This window comes from Dongia deserti, assembly GCF_003574735.1.
Classification (GTDB): domain Bacteria; phylum Pseudomonadota; class Alphaproteobacteria; order Dongiales; family Dongiaceae; genus Dongia_A; species Dongia_A deserti.
The window spans coordinates 44,918-59,474 of record NZ_QORW01000001.1 but is presented as its reverse complement, the minus strand read 5'-3'; the positions used below and the strand labels follow the sequence as shown (position 1 = coordinate 59,474).

The window sequence follows — 14,557 nt, the reverse complement described above, 5'->3', positions numbered from 1 at the left end:
CGCGATGACCAAGCTCACCCTCGTCAGCCACGAGCTTTGCCCCTTTGTGCAGCGCGCCGCGATCGCGCTGGAGGAGAAAGGCGTCGCATTCGAACGGATCAACGTCGATCTCGCCAACAAGCCGGACTGGTTCCTCAAGATCTCCCCGCTGGGCAAGGTGCCGCTCTTGAAGGTTGGCGACGCGGTCATCTTCGAATCCGCCGTCATCCTTGAATATCTCGAGGAGACGCAGCCCAACCCGCTGCATCCCGCCGATGCGCTCAAGCGCGCGGAGCATCGCGCCTGGATGGAATTCGGCTCGTCGATCCTCATGGACCTGTGGAACTTCTACACGGCTACCGATGAGGCCGCGTTCCAGGCGAAGGCGACGCTGCTCACCGAGAAGTTCGAGCGCCTGGAGCAGCGGCTCGGGGACGGCCTCTATTTCGAGGGCGCGCGCTTCAGCCTGGTGGATGCGGTGTTCGGGCCGGTGTTTCGCTATTTCGACACCTTCGACCGGATCGCGGATTTCGGCATGCTCGCGAACAAGCCGAAGATCGCGGCTTGGCGCCGTGTGCTGGCCGAGCGGCCTTCCATTGTCCGGGCGGTGAAGCCGGACTATCCGGAGCGTCTCCGGCAGTTCCTCCAAACGCGGAATTCCAGGCTGTCTCACTTGATGATGAAGCAGGCGGCTTGACGACGTCAGCGACCGGCGTTGCGGGAGCGGATATGACGCAGCACCGCTTCCGCAGCGCCGGTTCCTGATGCGAACGGCCTAGGCGGCGTCGCCCGCCTGCGGATCGTCCGAATGGGTGTGCTCGGAGCGCACATACTCGGTTTCGCCAATCCGGCGCTTCTCGCCCAGATATTCCGCCGCGCGGAAGCGGCGCCGATCCGGACCCACATAGAATTCCGAGCGGATGAAGGGCGTATCCTGCCCCAGGGTCCACATCACCTTGTCGAGCAACTGCGCCGCGGAGAACGGGCGCAGCAATACCACGTTCACCCCCGAATCGCGCGCGGCGAAGACGATCTCGCGATCGGCATTGGCGATGATGGCGATGACGGGAATCTCTGCGATCGCGGCATCCTGCACGCGGCGCAGCTGGCGCACGAAAGTCTCGCCGTTCACCGGGTGCGCGTTCCAGTCGAGCAGGATGATGTCCGCCTTTGGCCGCGGCTCAGTGTTGAGGCGCGACCATGCGTCGTCGGAATTGCCGAGCACGGTGACCGACTGGAAACGGAAGGACCGCAGGATACCAGAGAGAATGCCCATCATCGCGGGCGACCCTTCGATCGCGAGGATGCCGACCCGCTCCAGGTCTTCCGGCCTGCGGACGCGCAGCTTCGTTTTCTTGGTCGCAGCTAGAGCCATGCAGCGCTCATCCCAAACTCACTGATGGAATCCGATCATGAATCCCGCAGTCTCGCAAGTATGAGCGCATATGGTTGATGAAGGGTTAAGCTAGCGGGCTCAAGGCCTTACGTTCCCTGACACCTCGCCCTTCCAGTCATCACCGGGCGAGGCGCGCAGCGGCGAGTTCCAATGATACAAATCTGCCGATGAGCGACGGATGCCAATTTGGATGACCGGGTCTTCGCCCGGTCATGACGGAGTGGGGAGGAGCATCAAACCCCGCGCCTCCCGTCAGTGCGGCTGCTCTTTGATCTTCAGGAATTTCAGCTTCGGGAAATCCTGCTGCGCGCGGTCGAGGTGCCAGGCGTTGCGCGCCAGGAACACCGGATCGCCGTTGTGGTCCTCCGCGATCGAGGCGCGCGTCTCGTCGAGGAAGCTCTTGAGTTCCGCCGGCTGCTCGGCCTCGACCCAGCGCGCGGTAAAGAGGCTGGATGGCTCGAAGCGCACCGGCACGCCGTACTCCGTGCGGATGCGATCGGCCAGGATCTCGAATTGCAGTGCGCCCACCACGCCGACGATCCAGTCGGTGCCGATGAGCGGCCGGAACACGCGCGCGACGCCTTCTTCCGCCAGCTGCTCCAGCGCCTTGCCCAGGTGCTTGGCGCGCAGCGGGTCCTCGGGTCGCACGGTCTGCAAATGCTCGGGCGCGAAAGAGGGGATGCCCGTGAATTGCAACTGCTCGCCTTCGGTCAGCGTGTCGCCGATCCGGAGGTTGCCGTGGTTCGGCACGCCGATGATGTCGCCGGGCCACGCGTCTTCCGCGATCTCGCGGTCCTGCGCCAGGAACTGCACGGGATTGTGGAGGTTCAGCTGCTTGCCCGAGCGCACATGCAGCAGCTTCATGCCGCGCTTGAAATCGCCGGAGCACAGCCGCACGAAGGCGATGCGATCGCGATGCTTCGGATCCATGTTCGCCTGGATCTTGAACACGAAGCCGGTGACCTTGTCCTCGGTCGGCTCGACCTTGCGGGTCAACGTCGGTTGCGGCCGCGGTGCGGGCGCGTACTTGGCCAAGCCATTCAGCAGCTCGGCCACGCCGAAGTTGTTGATGGCTGATCCGAAATAGACCGGGCTCAAATGACCTTCGCGATAGGACTGCACGTCGAACTGCGGCAACAGCTCGCGCGCCAGCTCTGCATCGTGACGCAGCTGCTCGACCATGTCGGCCGGCAGATGCTGCTTCAGCAAAGTCTGGTCGAGACCTTTGATTTCAATGCCCTCGGCTTGCGTACCGCCGCGCTCCATCAGCACGAGCCGGTCGTTGACGAGATCGAAGCAACCCTTGAAGCTCCTGCCCATGCCGATCGGCCAGGAGGCCGGCGTGACGTCGAGCGCCAGCGTCTCCTGGATCTCAGACAGGAGATCGATTGGCTCGCGGCCCTCTCTATCGAGCTTGTTGATGAAGGTGATGATCGGCACGTCGCGCAGGCGGCACGCCTCGAACAGCTTGCGGGTCTGGCTCTCGATGCCCTTGGCCGCGTCGATCACCATCACCGCGCTGTCGACGGCGGTCAGCGTGCGATAGGTGTCCTCGCTGAAATCCTCGTGGCCCGGCGTATCCAGCAGGTTGAAGGTGCACCCCGCATAGTCGAAGGTCATGACCGAAGCGGTGACCGAGATGCCGCGCTCGCGCTCGACCTTCATCCAGTCGGAGCGTGCGCGCCTTTGCTCGCCGCGCGCTTTCACGGCGCCCGCCATCTGGATGGCGCCGCCGAACAGCAGCAGCTTCTCGGTCAACGTGGTCTTGCCGGCGTCGGGGTGCGCAATGATGGCGAAGGTACGCCGCCGGGCGACCTCTTTCTCTAGGTTCGTGGGCATATGGCCTGGATTTCCCAAAAGTCGCCGGGAATGTAGGGATTTTTCCGCGGATTTCCAGGGGATTCAGTGCCGCAGCCCGGGCGGGATTCCGCTCAGCGGGGCAGAGGAACCGTCATGACTGCGCCGTCATACCCTTTTGGCTTATGCCGGGCCCGAACGGTGACCTCGTCGATCCCGGGAGGAATTTCCACGCCATAGAGATCGCGCGTGAAAGGCTGCTCCTCGACGTGGGGATGCAGCAGGACCCGCTGGCCGAGCACCGTCCCATCCGGCCCCAGCACCTCGAAGGCATCCGCATAATGATCCCAGCCGGTATCGTTGCTGCGGATCGTGACGTCGAAGTCGTAGATTCCGCCACCCGCGCTCCTGACCTTCACGTCGACGATGTTCGCCTCGCCGGCGCATGCCGGGCCTGCAAGTACCGCCGCCATCAGCGCAAGAATGGCTGCACGCGTCATAAACCTGACTCTAGACTTATGGCGGGGACGCGCAAGACCAGCGCCCGCCTCACCCCGCCGTCTTCGTCGAGGTGAGCACGCTGTCGACGCCGTAGATCTGCCGGAGGCAGCGCGCGATATAGGCGGCAAGCTCCGCCTCGATCCCTTCCATCTGGATGTCGACCTGCAGATCCTCGCCATTCGGGCCGATCACCGCGCTGTGCCACTTGGTCGGGACCAGGTTGCGCTTGGCGAACAGCTCCATCAGGCGCGGCAGGATGCCGGGCCAGGCGGCGGCGCGGATCGCGAAACAATGAGTCTCGACCGCCTGCAGCGGCGGAAGAGCACGGGACTGAAGGCTAGGTCGACTGGCGTCAGAGACGTGAAGATCAGGGGTAGGCATGGCACGCAAACTCCAAAGTGGCGATTGAAACGCAAATCATCGCTTCCGGGAGCCCAAGGGGCGCCCGGCCGATAATTCGCGCATCAATGCGCTGCTCGAGTTGCGTGGTCATGGGAAGAAGGTAGCCGCAGGGCAGTGGGCCGTCAACCGTCGCCCCCTTGCGCGTCAAGGCCCCACTCTTTACGCTTGATTAATCCTACCCGCGAGACACGCCATCCCGCATGAGCCACCGCATCGAGACCATCGCCTTGCCGGCCATGAGCCCCGGCACGCAGCGGACGCTGAAAGTGCACCGTTTCGGCACGTCCGGCGCGCGCCCAAAGGCCTATCTACAGGCGGCGCTGCATGCGGACGAGCTGCCGGGCATGCTGGCCGCGCATCATCTGCTCGGGCTGCTGCGCGCGGCCGATGCGCGCGGCGAGATCAAAGGCGAGATCGTGCTGGTGCCGGTTGCGAACCCGATCGGCCTTGGACAGAACATGCTGACCGTCCATGCCGGCGCACGCTATGCGCGTGGCGGCGGCGATTTCAATCGCGACTGGCCGGACCTGTTCGAAGGGCTGCGCGAGCGCGTCGAACCGCAGCTGGGCAACGATGAGGCTGCCAACGTGCGCGTGATCCGCGCCGCACTCGCCGACACCATCGCCAGCATGCCCAACCACGATGAGCTCTCTGCGCTGTGCCAGATCCTGATGGGGTTCGCCTATGACGCGGACATCGTGCTCGATCTGCATTGTGACGACGAGGCGCTGCAGCACGTCTACATGATGCCGCAGCATTGGCCGGAAGGCGCCGATCTCGCAGCGGAGCTGGGGGCAGCCGCCTGCCTGCTGTGCGACGATTCCGGGCTCTTCTGCTTCGATGAGACCTTCTCGCTGCCCTTCACCAAGCTCCGGAAGGAGCTGGGTGATCGCTTCTCGATTCCGGCCGCATGCTTTGCGGCGACGGTGGAGTTCCGTGGGCAATCGGACGTGTTCGACAAATTGGCGGAAAAGGATGCTGCAGCCTTGCTGCGCTTCCTGCAGCGCCGCAAGTTGATCGCGGGAGATCCCGGTCCGCTCCCGGCACCCTGCGAAGCCAAGAAGCTGGATTTCGTCGAGATGGTCGAGGTGCCGGTCGCCGGGCTGGTGGCCTACAAGGCCGAACTTGGTGAGCGCGTGAAATCGGGCGATCTCGTTGCGGAGATCGTCGACCCGATGGCCGATGATCCAGTGAAGGCGCGCACACCGATCCGGGCGCGTAGGGACGGCCTCATCCTGACGCGCTGCCTGAAGAAGCTGGCGGCGCCGGGCGACACGATCATGATGATCGTGCCACCCCGCTCGGCCCCGCCGTCTTGATGGAGTGAGCGCTTCAGCTCTTCCGCGCCAACGCCAGACCGACGCCCGCGCCGATCATCAACCCGCCTGCCAGCCGATTGCGCAGCCGGCCACGTGCGCTGAGAAAGCGCCGTGCCCGCGCGGCCATGAGCGCCCAGCTGCCATCGACCACGATCGCCAGCGCCAGGAACGTCGCGGACAGCAGGGCGATCTCCATGCTCGCGCCAGGCCCGCCCGAGAGGAACTGCGGGAAGAACGCGCCGTAGAACAGCAGGGTCTTGGGATTGCTCAGTGACACCAGCAGGGCCCGCAGGAACATCGCGCGCGAGGACTTGCGCTCGGGCGCGACCTTGGTGAGATCGACGGGCGCCGCCCGCCAATACGTCACGCCGAGATACAAGAGATAGGCGACGCCGATCCAGCGGATCCATTCGAACCAGCTGCCGAGCTTGCCCAGCAGTTCCGCCATGCCGATCGCCGTGACGGCGAGCTGCAGCACCATGGCCGCGCTGGTGCCCGCCACCGTCAGCAAACCATAGCGCGCGCCGTGCGCCACGCTATTGGCGACGATGAGCGCCACGTTCGGTCCCGGTATCAGCATCAAGGTGGTCACGGCCGCCACGAAGGCGGCATAGAGATGCAAGTCGATCATCGGTCTTCTCCTTCAGTCTGACAGAGCGACCGGTGTCGTCCAAAGCAAAGGCCCCGCCGATCGCATCGACGGGGCCTTTTCGAATTCCGGTGAAGCGCGGGTCTCTGTGGACCTGCTACGCGCTCCGCTTCGACACAGCCAAAAGCACCGCCGCGAGTACGTCGCGCGGTTGTTGCTGGCTGCAGTGGGTGTAAGCGGCCTCTTTCATGGCGCGCACACTACACTTCATGTGGTTGGAAAGCAACCAAGGTAATACAACTGCGATTTCCATTCGCGCTCGGCTGAGCTATGTTCGCATTCCTACGAGTCGCCAGGCACGCTGCACGATGAGGGCTGCATTGAATGCTGTCGGCGCCCCTCTCGCGCAGTGAATCCCGGCGCAGATCTTGGAGGGGATTCCATGTCCATGACCCATCGTTTGGCGGCCGAGTTCTTCGGCACGTTCTGGCTGGTGCTCGGCGGCTGCGGCAGCGCCGTGTTGGCGGCGGCATTCCCGGATGTCGGCATCGGTCTCACCGGCGTCTCGCTCGCCTTCGGCTTAACCGTCGTCACCATGGCCTATGCCGTCGGCCACATCTCGGGGGGCCATTTCAATCCGGCGGTCACGCTGGGCCTGTGGGCCGGCGGGCGGTTCCCAGCGTCCGAAATCATCCACTATTGGGTGGCGCAGGTGCTGGGCGGTGTCGCGGCAGCCGCAATACTTTATTTGATCGCATCGGGCAAAGCGGACTTCTCGCTCTCCAGCGGCTTCGCCTCCAACGGCTATGGGGAGCATTCGCCCGGGCAGTACACGTTGCTTGCCGCCTTGGTGTGCGAAGTGGTGATGACGTTCTTCTTCCTGATGGTGATCCTGGGCGCAACGGACAAACGCGCACCTGCCGGTTTCGCACCGCTCGCCATCGGCCTTACGCTCACGCTGATCCATCTCATCAGCATCCCGGTCACTAATACCTCGGTCAATCCGGCGCGCAGCACGGGGCCGGCCTTGTTCGTCGGCGGATGGGCGCTGGCGCAGCTCTGGCTGTTCTGGGTGGCGCCTCTGGTGGGCGCCGTGATCGGCGGCTTCGCTTACAAGTGGCTGGGCGGTACCGCGAAGGCATTGGAAGCGGTGACGCCGCCGCGCGCTCCGGCGGAGTGATCGTGATCGGCGGGGCGCCCAGCGCCCCGCCACCTACTTCCTGCCGCCTGCCCCTGGAGCCGATGTCGAGGCCGTCTTGGCCGGCTCCTGCAGGGGCTTGTACGCGATATCGCATTGCCTCGCTGTGCCTGCCGCCTGCAATGCTTCGTACTCGCCCTTGAGTTTCCCGTACTCCTCCGCCTCGTCCGCATCGCCGATGGCGAAGAACATGACCGGCCAGAATAGCACTGCGCCGACGGCAACGGCCGCCGCGTCACCCGCCGCATCGGCATCAATGGCTTCGCGCATCTGGGCGCCGCGGAGGTAGGCGCTGTCGAGTTCCGCCGCGATCTGCTCGCAGTTGTAGCTCTGGTATTTCTCCGGCGACACGTGAACGGCTTCGATATCCCGCGGCGATGTCGCACAGCCGACCGCGAACATGGCTGTCAAAGACAGCAGCAAGAGCTTGCCCATGAGTCCCCCAAGCAAATGGCCCCTCAGCAACCCGCGGTCCGGTTCGCCCCGAACTTCTACGTCCCCTGGTTGTTGAGGTGGAGGCTGGCACAATTGGCCGCTCGGGGCAAGTAGGATCAGTCCGCCGGCACCGCCACGGGCTTTGGCTTCGGCTTCACGCTGATCAGCAGCACGCCGCTCATCACGAGTGCGGCGCCCACCATCTGCTCCCAGCCGATCGGCTCGCCGAGAAACCACCAGGCGAGCACGATAGTCGCGACCGGGCCTACGGCGGCGATGATCGCGACCTTGGGCGCGCCGATCATCTGGATTGCTTTCGCCGTCATCACGACGGGCAGCACCGTCGCGATCACCGCCATGGCGAGGCTGTAGCCATAGACCTGCCATGGCAGGACGATGGCGGAGAGCGGCCTGGTGAGCGCGAACTGCACCAGGCAGCAGAGCGCGGCCACGCTGGTCGCATAGGCGGCGAAGCGCAGCGCGCCGATGCGCCCTACCATCTCGCCGCTGCCGACGATGTAGATCGCGTAGGTAATGGTGCAGGCAAAGATGAACCCACCGCCGATGAGCACGGCGGTGGTGTCGCCGGTATGCTGCAGGTCGCGCACGAACGAGATCGCAATGCCGATGTAGGAGAGCACAAGCGCGACCACGCCCTTCATGCCAATCGGCTTCTTGAGGAACGCCCAGGAGATCAGCGCCACGATCGTCGGATAGAGGAAGAGGATCAGCCGCTCCAGCGATGCCGTGATGTATTGCAGGCCGAGAAAATCGAGCAGGCTGGAGAGGTAATAGCCGACGAAGCCGAGCAGGAACACCGCCTTCCAGTCGGCGCGGGTCAAGGGCCGCGCCCCGCCGCGCGTCGAATACCAGGCGATCACCAGCAGAAACGGCAGTGCCATGATCATGCGCAAGGCGAGCGCGGAGATCGCGTCCGCGCCATGGATGTAGGTCAGCTTGACGAAGATCGCCTTGGTGGAAAAGAAAACGGCCGCGGTGAAGGCGACAATCGCGCCGGTGGAGATCCACATGAGAGCAAGGGAAGGGCTGGCGTTGCGTGCTGCGGCCGGCCTGGTGGCGGGCCGCGAGGCGCATCATGCCCACCCTGGCGCGGCGCGTGAACCCGCCGCGCATGCATATCTGCCATGTTGCGGCCCGGTTACGGACCGCTGAGGCGTCTAGTGCGTCAGCCCACGGCGGTCAGCCGCTCCGGGCTCGGCATCTCCGCGCCCCACATCTTCTCGAGTGCGTAGAATGTGCGCACTTCGGGGCGGAACAGATGCACCACGACATCTCCGCCGTCGAGCAGGACCCAGTCGCCCTGGTCGGCACCCTCGACCGAGACGCGGCGAACGCCGGCCTTGGTGAGCTTCTCGTCCAGGTGCGAGGCCATGGCCGCCAGCTGCCGGGAGTTGCGCCCGGTGGCGATCACCATGTAGTCCGCGATGGTGGATTTGCCTCGAAGGTCAATGGCGACGATGTCTTCGGCCTTATCGTCGTCCAGGGAAGTCTCCACGATCTTCAGAAGATCATGGACTTGATCTGCAGTCTGCTGTGCGACTGCCTTACGCGTGCGAGGAATGGCTTTAACCTCCTTACCCGACGGCATCGGCTAATCCGCCGGCCTGTTGGCCTAGTCACCCGATTTGGACTTGCTCGCCCTCTTGCGCGCACGCTCGGCACGGATCGCCGTCGCCGAGATCGGGTTCAGCCGATGATGCACGAACACCCAGGCCGGTGCCGGGGTTGCCGCCAGGGTCTTGAGCGCCGCTTCGCGCCGTCGCGACCGCCGGAAGCGCCGGGCCGCCAGGGAAGTCAATGCCTTATTAGTATAGGAAGGCCGATCGAAAACCGCAATCGGCGTCAGGTGAAAGATTCGTGTCCAGTCTGCCCAGGAGGCAATTTGCGCCAAATTGTCGGCACCCATCAGCCACACGAACCGATATGACGGAAAGCGCGTGACCAGCTTACGTAATGTGTCGGCCGTGTAGCGGGTGCCGAGCTTTGTCTCGATATCGGTCACCCGAATGCGCGGGTGATGCGCCATGGCCCGGGCACTCGCCATGCGCTCGGCAAAGGAGGCCATGCCTTTTTCCGGTTTCAACGGATTTTGCGGCGAGACCACCCACCAGACCTCGTCGAGATCGAGATAGGCGATCGCCGCCAAGCTGATGTCCCGATGGCCTTCGTGCGCGGGATTGAACGACCCGCCCAACAATCCGATGCGCCTTCTTCCCCCCATGCGCGTGCGTATTTTCCGTGTCAGCTTGTCACGTTTTGCGTGTTCCACGTGGAACAATGGCGTGCGGAGGCGCACCTGTTAGCGCGGCAACCACTCTTCCTGTCACCCCGGACGGGCGCGTCAGCGGCGCGATCCGGGATCCATCGTTCAGCCACACGAGCCGCGGCGCACTGGATCCCGGCTCAAGGCTGGGATGACAGATGAGTGAGACGCCAGAGCGGTGCGTCATACCAATCAAGCCCGCACCTGGCCGGTGCCGCGCACGATGTATTTGTAGCTGGTGAGCTGCTCGCAGCCGACGGGGCCGCGCGCGTGCAGCTTGCCGGTGGAGATGCCGATCTCCGCGCCCATGCCGAACTCGCCGCCATCGGCGAACTGGGTCGAGGTGTTCCACATCAGGATGCCGGCATCGATCTCGCGCAGGAAGCGCTCGGCAGCCGCCTTGTTCTCCGTCACGATCGCCTCGGTGTGCCTGGAGCCGTAGCGGTTGATGTGCCGGATCGCTTGACCGACGCCATCCACCACCCGCGCCGCGATGATGGCGTCGAGATATTCGGTGTCCCAGTCAGCGTCCGTCGCCGGCTTCACACGCGTGTCCGCGGCCTGGAACGCCGAATCGCCCCGCACTTCACAGCCGGCCTTGATAAGGTCGTCGATCAGCGTCGGGATCAGAGCCTTGGCGCGGCTGTCGACCAGCAGGGTCTCGGTCGCGCCGCAGATCCCAGTGCGCCGCATCTTTGCATTGAGCACGATCCTGCGCGCTTTCTCAGCATCCGCGTCGCCGTCGACATAGGTGTGGCAATTGCCGTCGAGATGCATGATGACAGGGATGCGGCTCTCCGCCGCGACGCGCTCGATCAGGCCCTTGCCGCCGCGCGGCACGATCACGTCGACCAAGTCGTGCATGGAAAGCAGGATGCCGACCGCGGCACGGTCGCTGGTCGGCACCATCTGAATGGCTTCGGCGGGCAGGCCAGCGCTGCGCAAGCCTGCCTGCAGGCAAGCGACGATCGCGGCCGACGAACGCGCGCTTTCGGATCCGCCGCGCAGGATGGCGGCATTGCCAGACTTGAGGCAGAGGCCGCTCGCATCGGCGGTCACGTTGGGCCGGCTCTCATAGATGATGCCGATGACACCGAGCGGCACGGACACGCGCGCGATCTCGAGGCCGTTGGGGCGCGTCCATTCCGCGAGCGTGCGACCAACCGGATCAGGCAGCTCGGCGATCTCCTCCAGCCCCGTGGCCATAGCCTCGACGCGCTTCTGGTCCAGCATCAGGCGGTCGAGCAGGGCGGCGGTGAGCCCCTTGGCCTTGGCGTCCTTCATGTCCTGGCCGTTGGCGGCGAGGATGTCGGCGCTGCGGGCTCGCAGCTCCGCCGCCATTTCCTTCAGCGCTTGGTCCTTGGTCGCGCGATCGGTCAATGCCAGCTGCGCCGCAGCCTCGCGCGCGGCTCGGCCGAGGGTGCGCATCGTGTTGCTCAAATCGGCGGCCAGATCGCCGTTATGCGCCTTCACCACATTCATGACAGCACCAGATCGTCGCGGTGTATCATCTCATCACGCCCGCGATAGCCGAGCAAGTCGGCGATTTCGCGGCTCTTGTGGCCCATGATGTGCCTGGCATCGCGGGCCGAATAGGCGGTGAGGCCGCGCGCTACCTCGTTCCCGTGGGTATCGGTGACGATCACGGCATCGCCGCGCTCAAAACGGCCTTCGACCTTGATCACGCCAGCGGGCAGCAGCGACCGGCCGGACTTGAGCGCAGCCAGAGCACCGGCATCCACGACCAGAGTGCCAGATGGCTTGAGCGCGCCGGCGATCCAGCGCTTGCGCGCAGTCTTCGGCTCCGAAGCGGGGAGGAACCAGGAGCAGGTGCCGCCATCCAGGATCGCCTGCAGCGGGTTCATGCGGCGCCCATCCGCGATCGCCATGCGGCAGCCGGCGCTCATGGCGATGCGCGCTGCCGCCAGCTTGGTCACCATGCCACCGGAGGAGTAGCCGGTGGGCGCTTCGCCCGCCATCGCTTCGATGTCGGCGGTCATCTCCGTGATCTCGGTAATGCGGGTGGCGCTCTTGTCCTTGCGCGGATCGGCGGTATAGAGGCCGTCGATGTCGCTCAGCAGCACCAATGTATCGGCGCTGATCATCGCCGCGACGCGGGCCGCCAAACGGTCATTGTCGCCGAAGCGGATCTCCGCGGTTGCCACCGTGTCGTTCTCGTTGATCACGGGCACCGCGCCCATCTTGAGCAGCTGATTCAGTGTCGAGCGTGCATTGAGATGCCGCCGGCGCTCCTCCGTGTCGTCGAGCGTCAGCAGGATCTGCGCGACCGTGATGTGATGGCGCGCCAGCGTCTCCTGATAGGCGTGCGCCAGGCGGATCTGGCCGGTCGCGGCCGCCGCTTGTTTTTCTTCCAGGCGCAACGTGCCGGTCTCGAGGCCGAGATGCCGGCGGCCAACCGCGATGGCGCCGGAGGAAACCAGGATCACATCCGTGCCACGCTCGCGCAGCGCGGCGACGTCGTCGGCGAGCGCATCTAGCCATTTGCGGCGGATGCCGCCGCTCTCCTCATCCACCAGCAGGGCCGAGCCGATCTTGACGATCAAGCGCTTGGCATTCGCAAGGCTCGCGACGGTCTTGCGCTTCTCGGTCATTGCGCCGCCTCGATCGTCGTCTGCTTCTGCTCCGCCTCCTTGGCGCGCGTCTCCTGGATCACGGCGTAGGCGCGGCGCAGCAGCTCGGTCGTCCCCATCTTCGCCGCGCCTGAGATCGCCAGCACGGGCGCGGGCGCGTTCTTACCACGGCCCTTCTTCAGCTTGGCGGCCTTTGTCAGCGCCTTGGTCTTCTCGTCGATCTCCTCTGCCGTGAGTGCGTCACACTTGTTGAGACAGAGAATCTCAGGCTTCTGCGCGAGCACCGGCGAATAGGATTTGAGCTCCGCGCGGATCGTCTTGTACGCGCCCGCCACATCCTCCTGCGTCCCATCCACCAGGTGGATGAGCACGCCGCAGCGTTCGACATGGCCGAGGAAGCGCGTGCCGAGACCGGCGCCTTCATGAGCGCCTTCGATCAGGCCGGGAATGTCCGCCAGCACGAATTCCTTGTCGTCGACATGGACGACGCCGAGCTGCGGATGCAGCGTGGTGAAGGGATAGTCGGCGATCTTCGGCTTGGCGCGCGTCACCGCCGCCAGCAGCGTCGACTTGCCGGCATTGGGCAGGCCGACCAGCCCCGCATCGGCGATCAGCTTGAGCCGCAGCCATATCCAGCGCTCCTCGCCCGGCCAGCCGGGAGTCGAATGGCGCGGTGCCTGGTTGGTGGAGCTTTTGAAATGCGCGTTGCCGAACCCGCCGTCGCCGCCCTTGCACAGTGTTACGCGCTGGCCCGGCTTGGTGAGATCGAACAGGACGGTCTCCTTGTCCTCGTCCAGGATCTGGGTGCCGACCGGCACGCGCAGAAGGATGTCCTCCGACTTGGCCCCCGAGCGGTTCTTGCCCATGCCGTGATGGCCGCGCCGCACCTTGAAATGCTGCTGGTAGCGGTAGTCGATGAGCGTGTTGAGGTTGGGGACGGCTTCCGCGATGACATCGCCGCCCTTGCCGCCGTCGCCGCCGTCCGGCCCGCCGAACTCGATGAACTTCTCACGGTGGAAGCTGACGCACCCGGCCCCGCCGTCGCCGCTTTTCACGAAGATCTTGGCTTCATCGAGGAACTTCATGATCTCTACACTCGCTGCAATCACCTCCCCAAACTGGGGGAGGGCTAGGAAGCCGCTTTCCACGGCAGACAGTCATCACTCGCTTCCCCCACCCCGACCCTCCCCCATGTCGGGGAGGGGGAACAAACAAAAAGGGGAATGGCCCGATGCCATTCCCCTTTATCCGTCTCGTGAATGGCCGCGCTGGGGCGTCAGCCCCGCGCCGATCGCATTCAGTTGCTCGGCTTCACCGAAACGTAGGTGCGGCCGCCGCTGCTGTGCTTGAAGTCCACGCGGCCGCTCGCCTTGGCGAACAGGGTGTGGTCCTTGCCCATGCCGACGTTGGCACCGGGATGGAACTTGGTGCCGCGCTGGCGGACCAGGATGTTGCCGGCCAGCACTTCCTCCGCGCCGAACTTCTTGACGCCGAGGCGCCGGCCGGCGGTATCGCGACCGTTGCGGGATGAACCGCCTGCTTTCTTATGTGCCATTGCTCGAACTCCTTACGCGAGGCGCGTTTTCTTACGCGGCCTTAATGTCGGTGATGCGCAGCACCGTCTGGAGCTGCCGGTGGCCGCGCTTGCGGCGGTAGTTGTGGCGGCGGTTCTTCTTGAAGATCAGAACTTTGTCAGCCTGGGCCTGGTCCAGGACCTTGGCCACGACCGAGGCGCCCTTCACCAGCGGCGCGCCGACCTTCAGGTTGGAATCTTCGCCCACCATCAGGATCTCGCTGAAGGTGACGTCGGCGCCGGCCTCGGCTTCCAGCTTCTCGACCAGAATGACGTCGTTCTTGGCGACTTTGTATTGCTTGCCGCCGGTCTTGATCACTGCGAACATCTTGTCCCGTCTCGATCTTCCCATCCAGGCGGGAGCCGCCCTCGGGGCAAAAAACAGGGGCCGCCTGCCCGGAATTCCGGGGCGGCCCGTCCAAGGCGCGGGAATATACAGTGGGAAGGCGCACTGTCAATTGGATTCCCTGCTCTGCCGGGGGCTTCGCAGGGC

General features: G+C 64.8%; 17 protein-coding genes. 3 read left to right on the top strand and 14 right to left on the bottom strand.

Annotation, left to right across the window (positions count from 1 at the left end):
* Window positions 1-4 precede the first annotated feature (4 nt).
* Complete coding sequence (locus DTX69_RS00290) at window positions 5-676, top strand: glutathione S-transferase family protein (protein WP_119299500.1); 672 nt, start codon at window positions 5-7, stop codon at window positions 674-676.
* Window positions 677-754: 78 nt separating this feature from the next.
* Here DTX69_RS00290 and DTX69_RS00285 read toward each other — a convergent pair whose 3' ends face one another.
* The 4 genes from DTX69_RS00285 to DTX69_RS00270 all read right to left on the bottom strand — a co-directional run bounded on the left by DTX69_RS00285 (window position 755) and on the right by DTX69_RS00270 (window position 4,054).
* Window positions 755-1,354 carry a response regulator gene (locus tag DTX69_RS00285; protein ID WP_119299499.1) on the bottom strand — a complete coding sequence of 200 codons (600 nt, stop codon included), beginning with the start codon at window positions 1,352-1,354 and terminating at the stop codon, window positions 755-757.
* 273 nt (window positions 1,355-1,627) lie between these two features.
* On the bottom strand, window positions 1,628-3,214 hold the full coding sequence (locus tag DTX69_RS00280) for a peptide chain release factor 3 (RefSeq protein ID WP_119299498.1): 1,587 nt from the start codon (window positions 3,212-3,214) through the stop codon (window positions 1,628-1,630).
* Window positions 3,215-3,306: 92 nt separating this feature from the next.
* On the bottom strand, window positions 3,307-3,672 hold the full coding sequence (locus DTX69_RS00275; RefSeq protein ID WP_119299497.1) for a hypothetical protein: 366 nt from the start codon (window positions 3,670-3,672) through the stop codon (window positions 3,307-3,309).
* A gap of 49 nt (window positions 3,673-3,721) precedes the next feature.
* Entirely contained in the window at window positions 3,722-4,054 is a 333-nt protein-coding gene (locus DTX69_RS00270) for a hypothetical protein (protein WP_284735461.1), read from the bottom strand.
* 221 nt (window positions 4,055-4,275) lie between these two features.
* Here DTX69_RS00270 and DTX69_RS00265 point away from each other — a divergent pair, with 221 nt between their 5' ends.
* Window positions 4,276-5,394 carry a succinylglutamate desuccinylase/aspartoacylase family protein gene (locus DTX69_RS00265; protein WP_119299496.1) on the top strand — a complete coding sequence of 373 codons (1,119 nt, stop codon included), beginning with the start codon at window positions 4,276-4,278 and terminating at the stop codon, window positions 5,392-5,394.
* A 13-nt stretch (window positions 5,395-5,407) separates the two neighbouring features.
* On the opposite strand, the gene DTX69_RS00260 is transcribed toward DTX69_RS00265, so the two are convergent.
* The gene (locus DTX69_RS00260; RefSeq protein ID WP_119299495.1) at window positions 5,408-6,025 is read right to left on the bottom strand and encodes a LysE family translocator; all 618 of its coding nucleotides are present in this window, start codon (window positions 6,023-6,025) and stop codon (window positions 5,408-5,410) included.
* A 406-nt stretch (window positions 6,026-6,431) separates the two neighbouring features.
* Between DTX69_RS00260 and aqpZ the strand changes: the two genes are divergently transcribed.
* Window positions 6,432-7,163, top strand: a complete 732-nt coding sequence (gene aqpZ, locus DTX69_RS00255; protein ID WP_284735460.1) for an aquaporin Z — start codon at window positions 6,432-6,434, stop codon at window positions 7,161-7,163.
* Window positions 7,164-7,196: 33 nt separating this feature from the next.
* Here aqpZ and DTX69_RS00250 read toward each other — a convergent pair whose 3' ends face one another.
* The 9 genes from DTX69_RS00250 to rplU all read right to left on the bottom strand — a co-directional run bounded on the left by DTX69_RS00250 (window position 7,197) and on the right by rplU (window position 14,392).
* Entirely contained in the window at window positions 7,197-7,616 is a 420-nt protein-coding gene (locus DTX69_RS00250; RefSeq protein WP_119299493.1) for a metal ABC transporter ATP-binding protein, read from the bottom strand.
* A 116-nt stretch (window positions 7,617-7,732) separates the two neighbouring features.
* The gene (locus tag DTX69_RS00245; protein WP_119299492.1) at window positions 7,733-8,647 is read right to left on the bottom strand and encodes a DMT family transporter; all 915 of its coding nucleotides are present in this window, start codon (window positions 8,645-8,647) and stop codon (window positions 7,733-7,735) included.
* A gap of 155 nt (window positions 8,648-8,802) precedes the next feature.
* The gene (rsfS, locus tag DTX69_RS00240) at window positions 8,803-9,225 is read right to left on the bottom strand and encodes a ribosome silencing factor (protein ID WP_119299491.1); all 423 of its coding nucleotides are present in this window, start codon (window positions 9,223-9,225) and stop codon (window positions 8,803-8,805) included.
* A 24-nt stretch (window positions 9,226-9,249) separates the two neighbouring features.
* Window positions 9,250-9,858, bottom strand: coding sequence for a nicotinate-nucleotide adenylyltransferase (locus tag DTX69_RS00235; RefSeq protein ID WP_119299490.1), 609 nt, complete (start codon window positions 9,856-9,858; stop codon window positions 9,250-9,252).
* Between the two features lie 234 nt (window positions 9,859-10,092).
* Window positions 10,093-11,382, bottom strand: a complete 1,290-nt coding sequence (locus tag DTX69_RS00230) for a glutamate-5-semialdehyde dehydrogenase (protein ID WP_407643963.1) — start codon at window positions 11,380-11,382, stop codon at window positions 10,093-10,095.
* Window positions 11,379-12,512, bottom strand: coding sequence for a glutamate 5-kinase (gene proB / locus DTX69_RS00225; protein ID WP_119299489.1), 1,134 nt, complete (start codon window positions 12,510-12,512; stop codon window positions 11,379-11,381). The genes DTX69_RS00230 and proB overlap by 4 nt, the downstream gene beginning before the upstream one ends.
* The gene (obgE, locus tag DTX69_RS00220; protein WP_119299488.1) at window positions 12,509-13,576 is read right to left on the bottom strand and encodes a GTPase ObgE; all 1,068 of its coding nucleotides are present in this window, start codon (window positions 13,574-13,576) and stop codon (window positions 12,509-12,511) included. The genes proB and obgE overlap by 4 nt, the downstream gene beginning before the upstream one ends.
* Window positions 13,577-13,788: 212 nt before the next feature.
* Window positions 13,789-14,046, bottom strand: coding sequence for a 50S ribosomal protein L27 (gene rpmA / locus DTX69_RS00215; protein WP_119299487.1), 258 nt, complete (start codon window positions 14,044-14,046; stop codon window positions 13,789-13,791).
* Window positions 14,047-14,077: 31 nt separating this feature from the next.
* The gene (gene rplU / locus DTX69_RS00210; RefSeq protein WP_119299486.1) at window positions 14,078-14,392 is read right to left on the bottom strand and encodes a 50S ribosomal protein L21; all 315 of its coding nucleotides are present in this window, start codon (window positions 14,390-14,392) and stop codon (window positions 14,078-14,080) included.
* Window positions 14,393-14,557 lie beyond the last annotated feature (165 nt).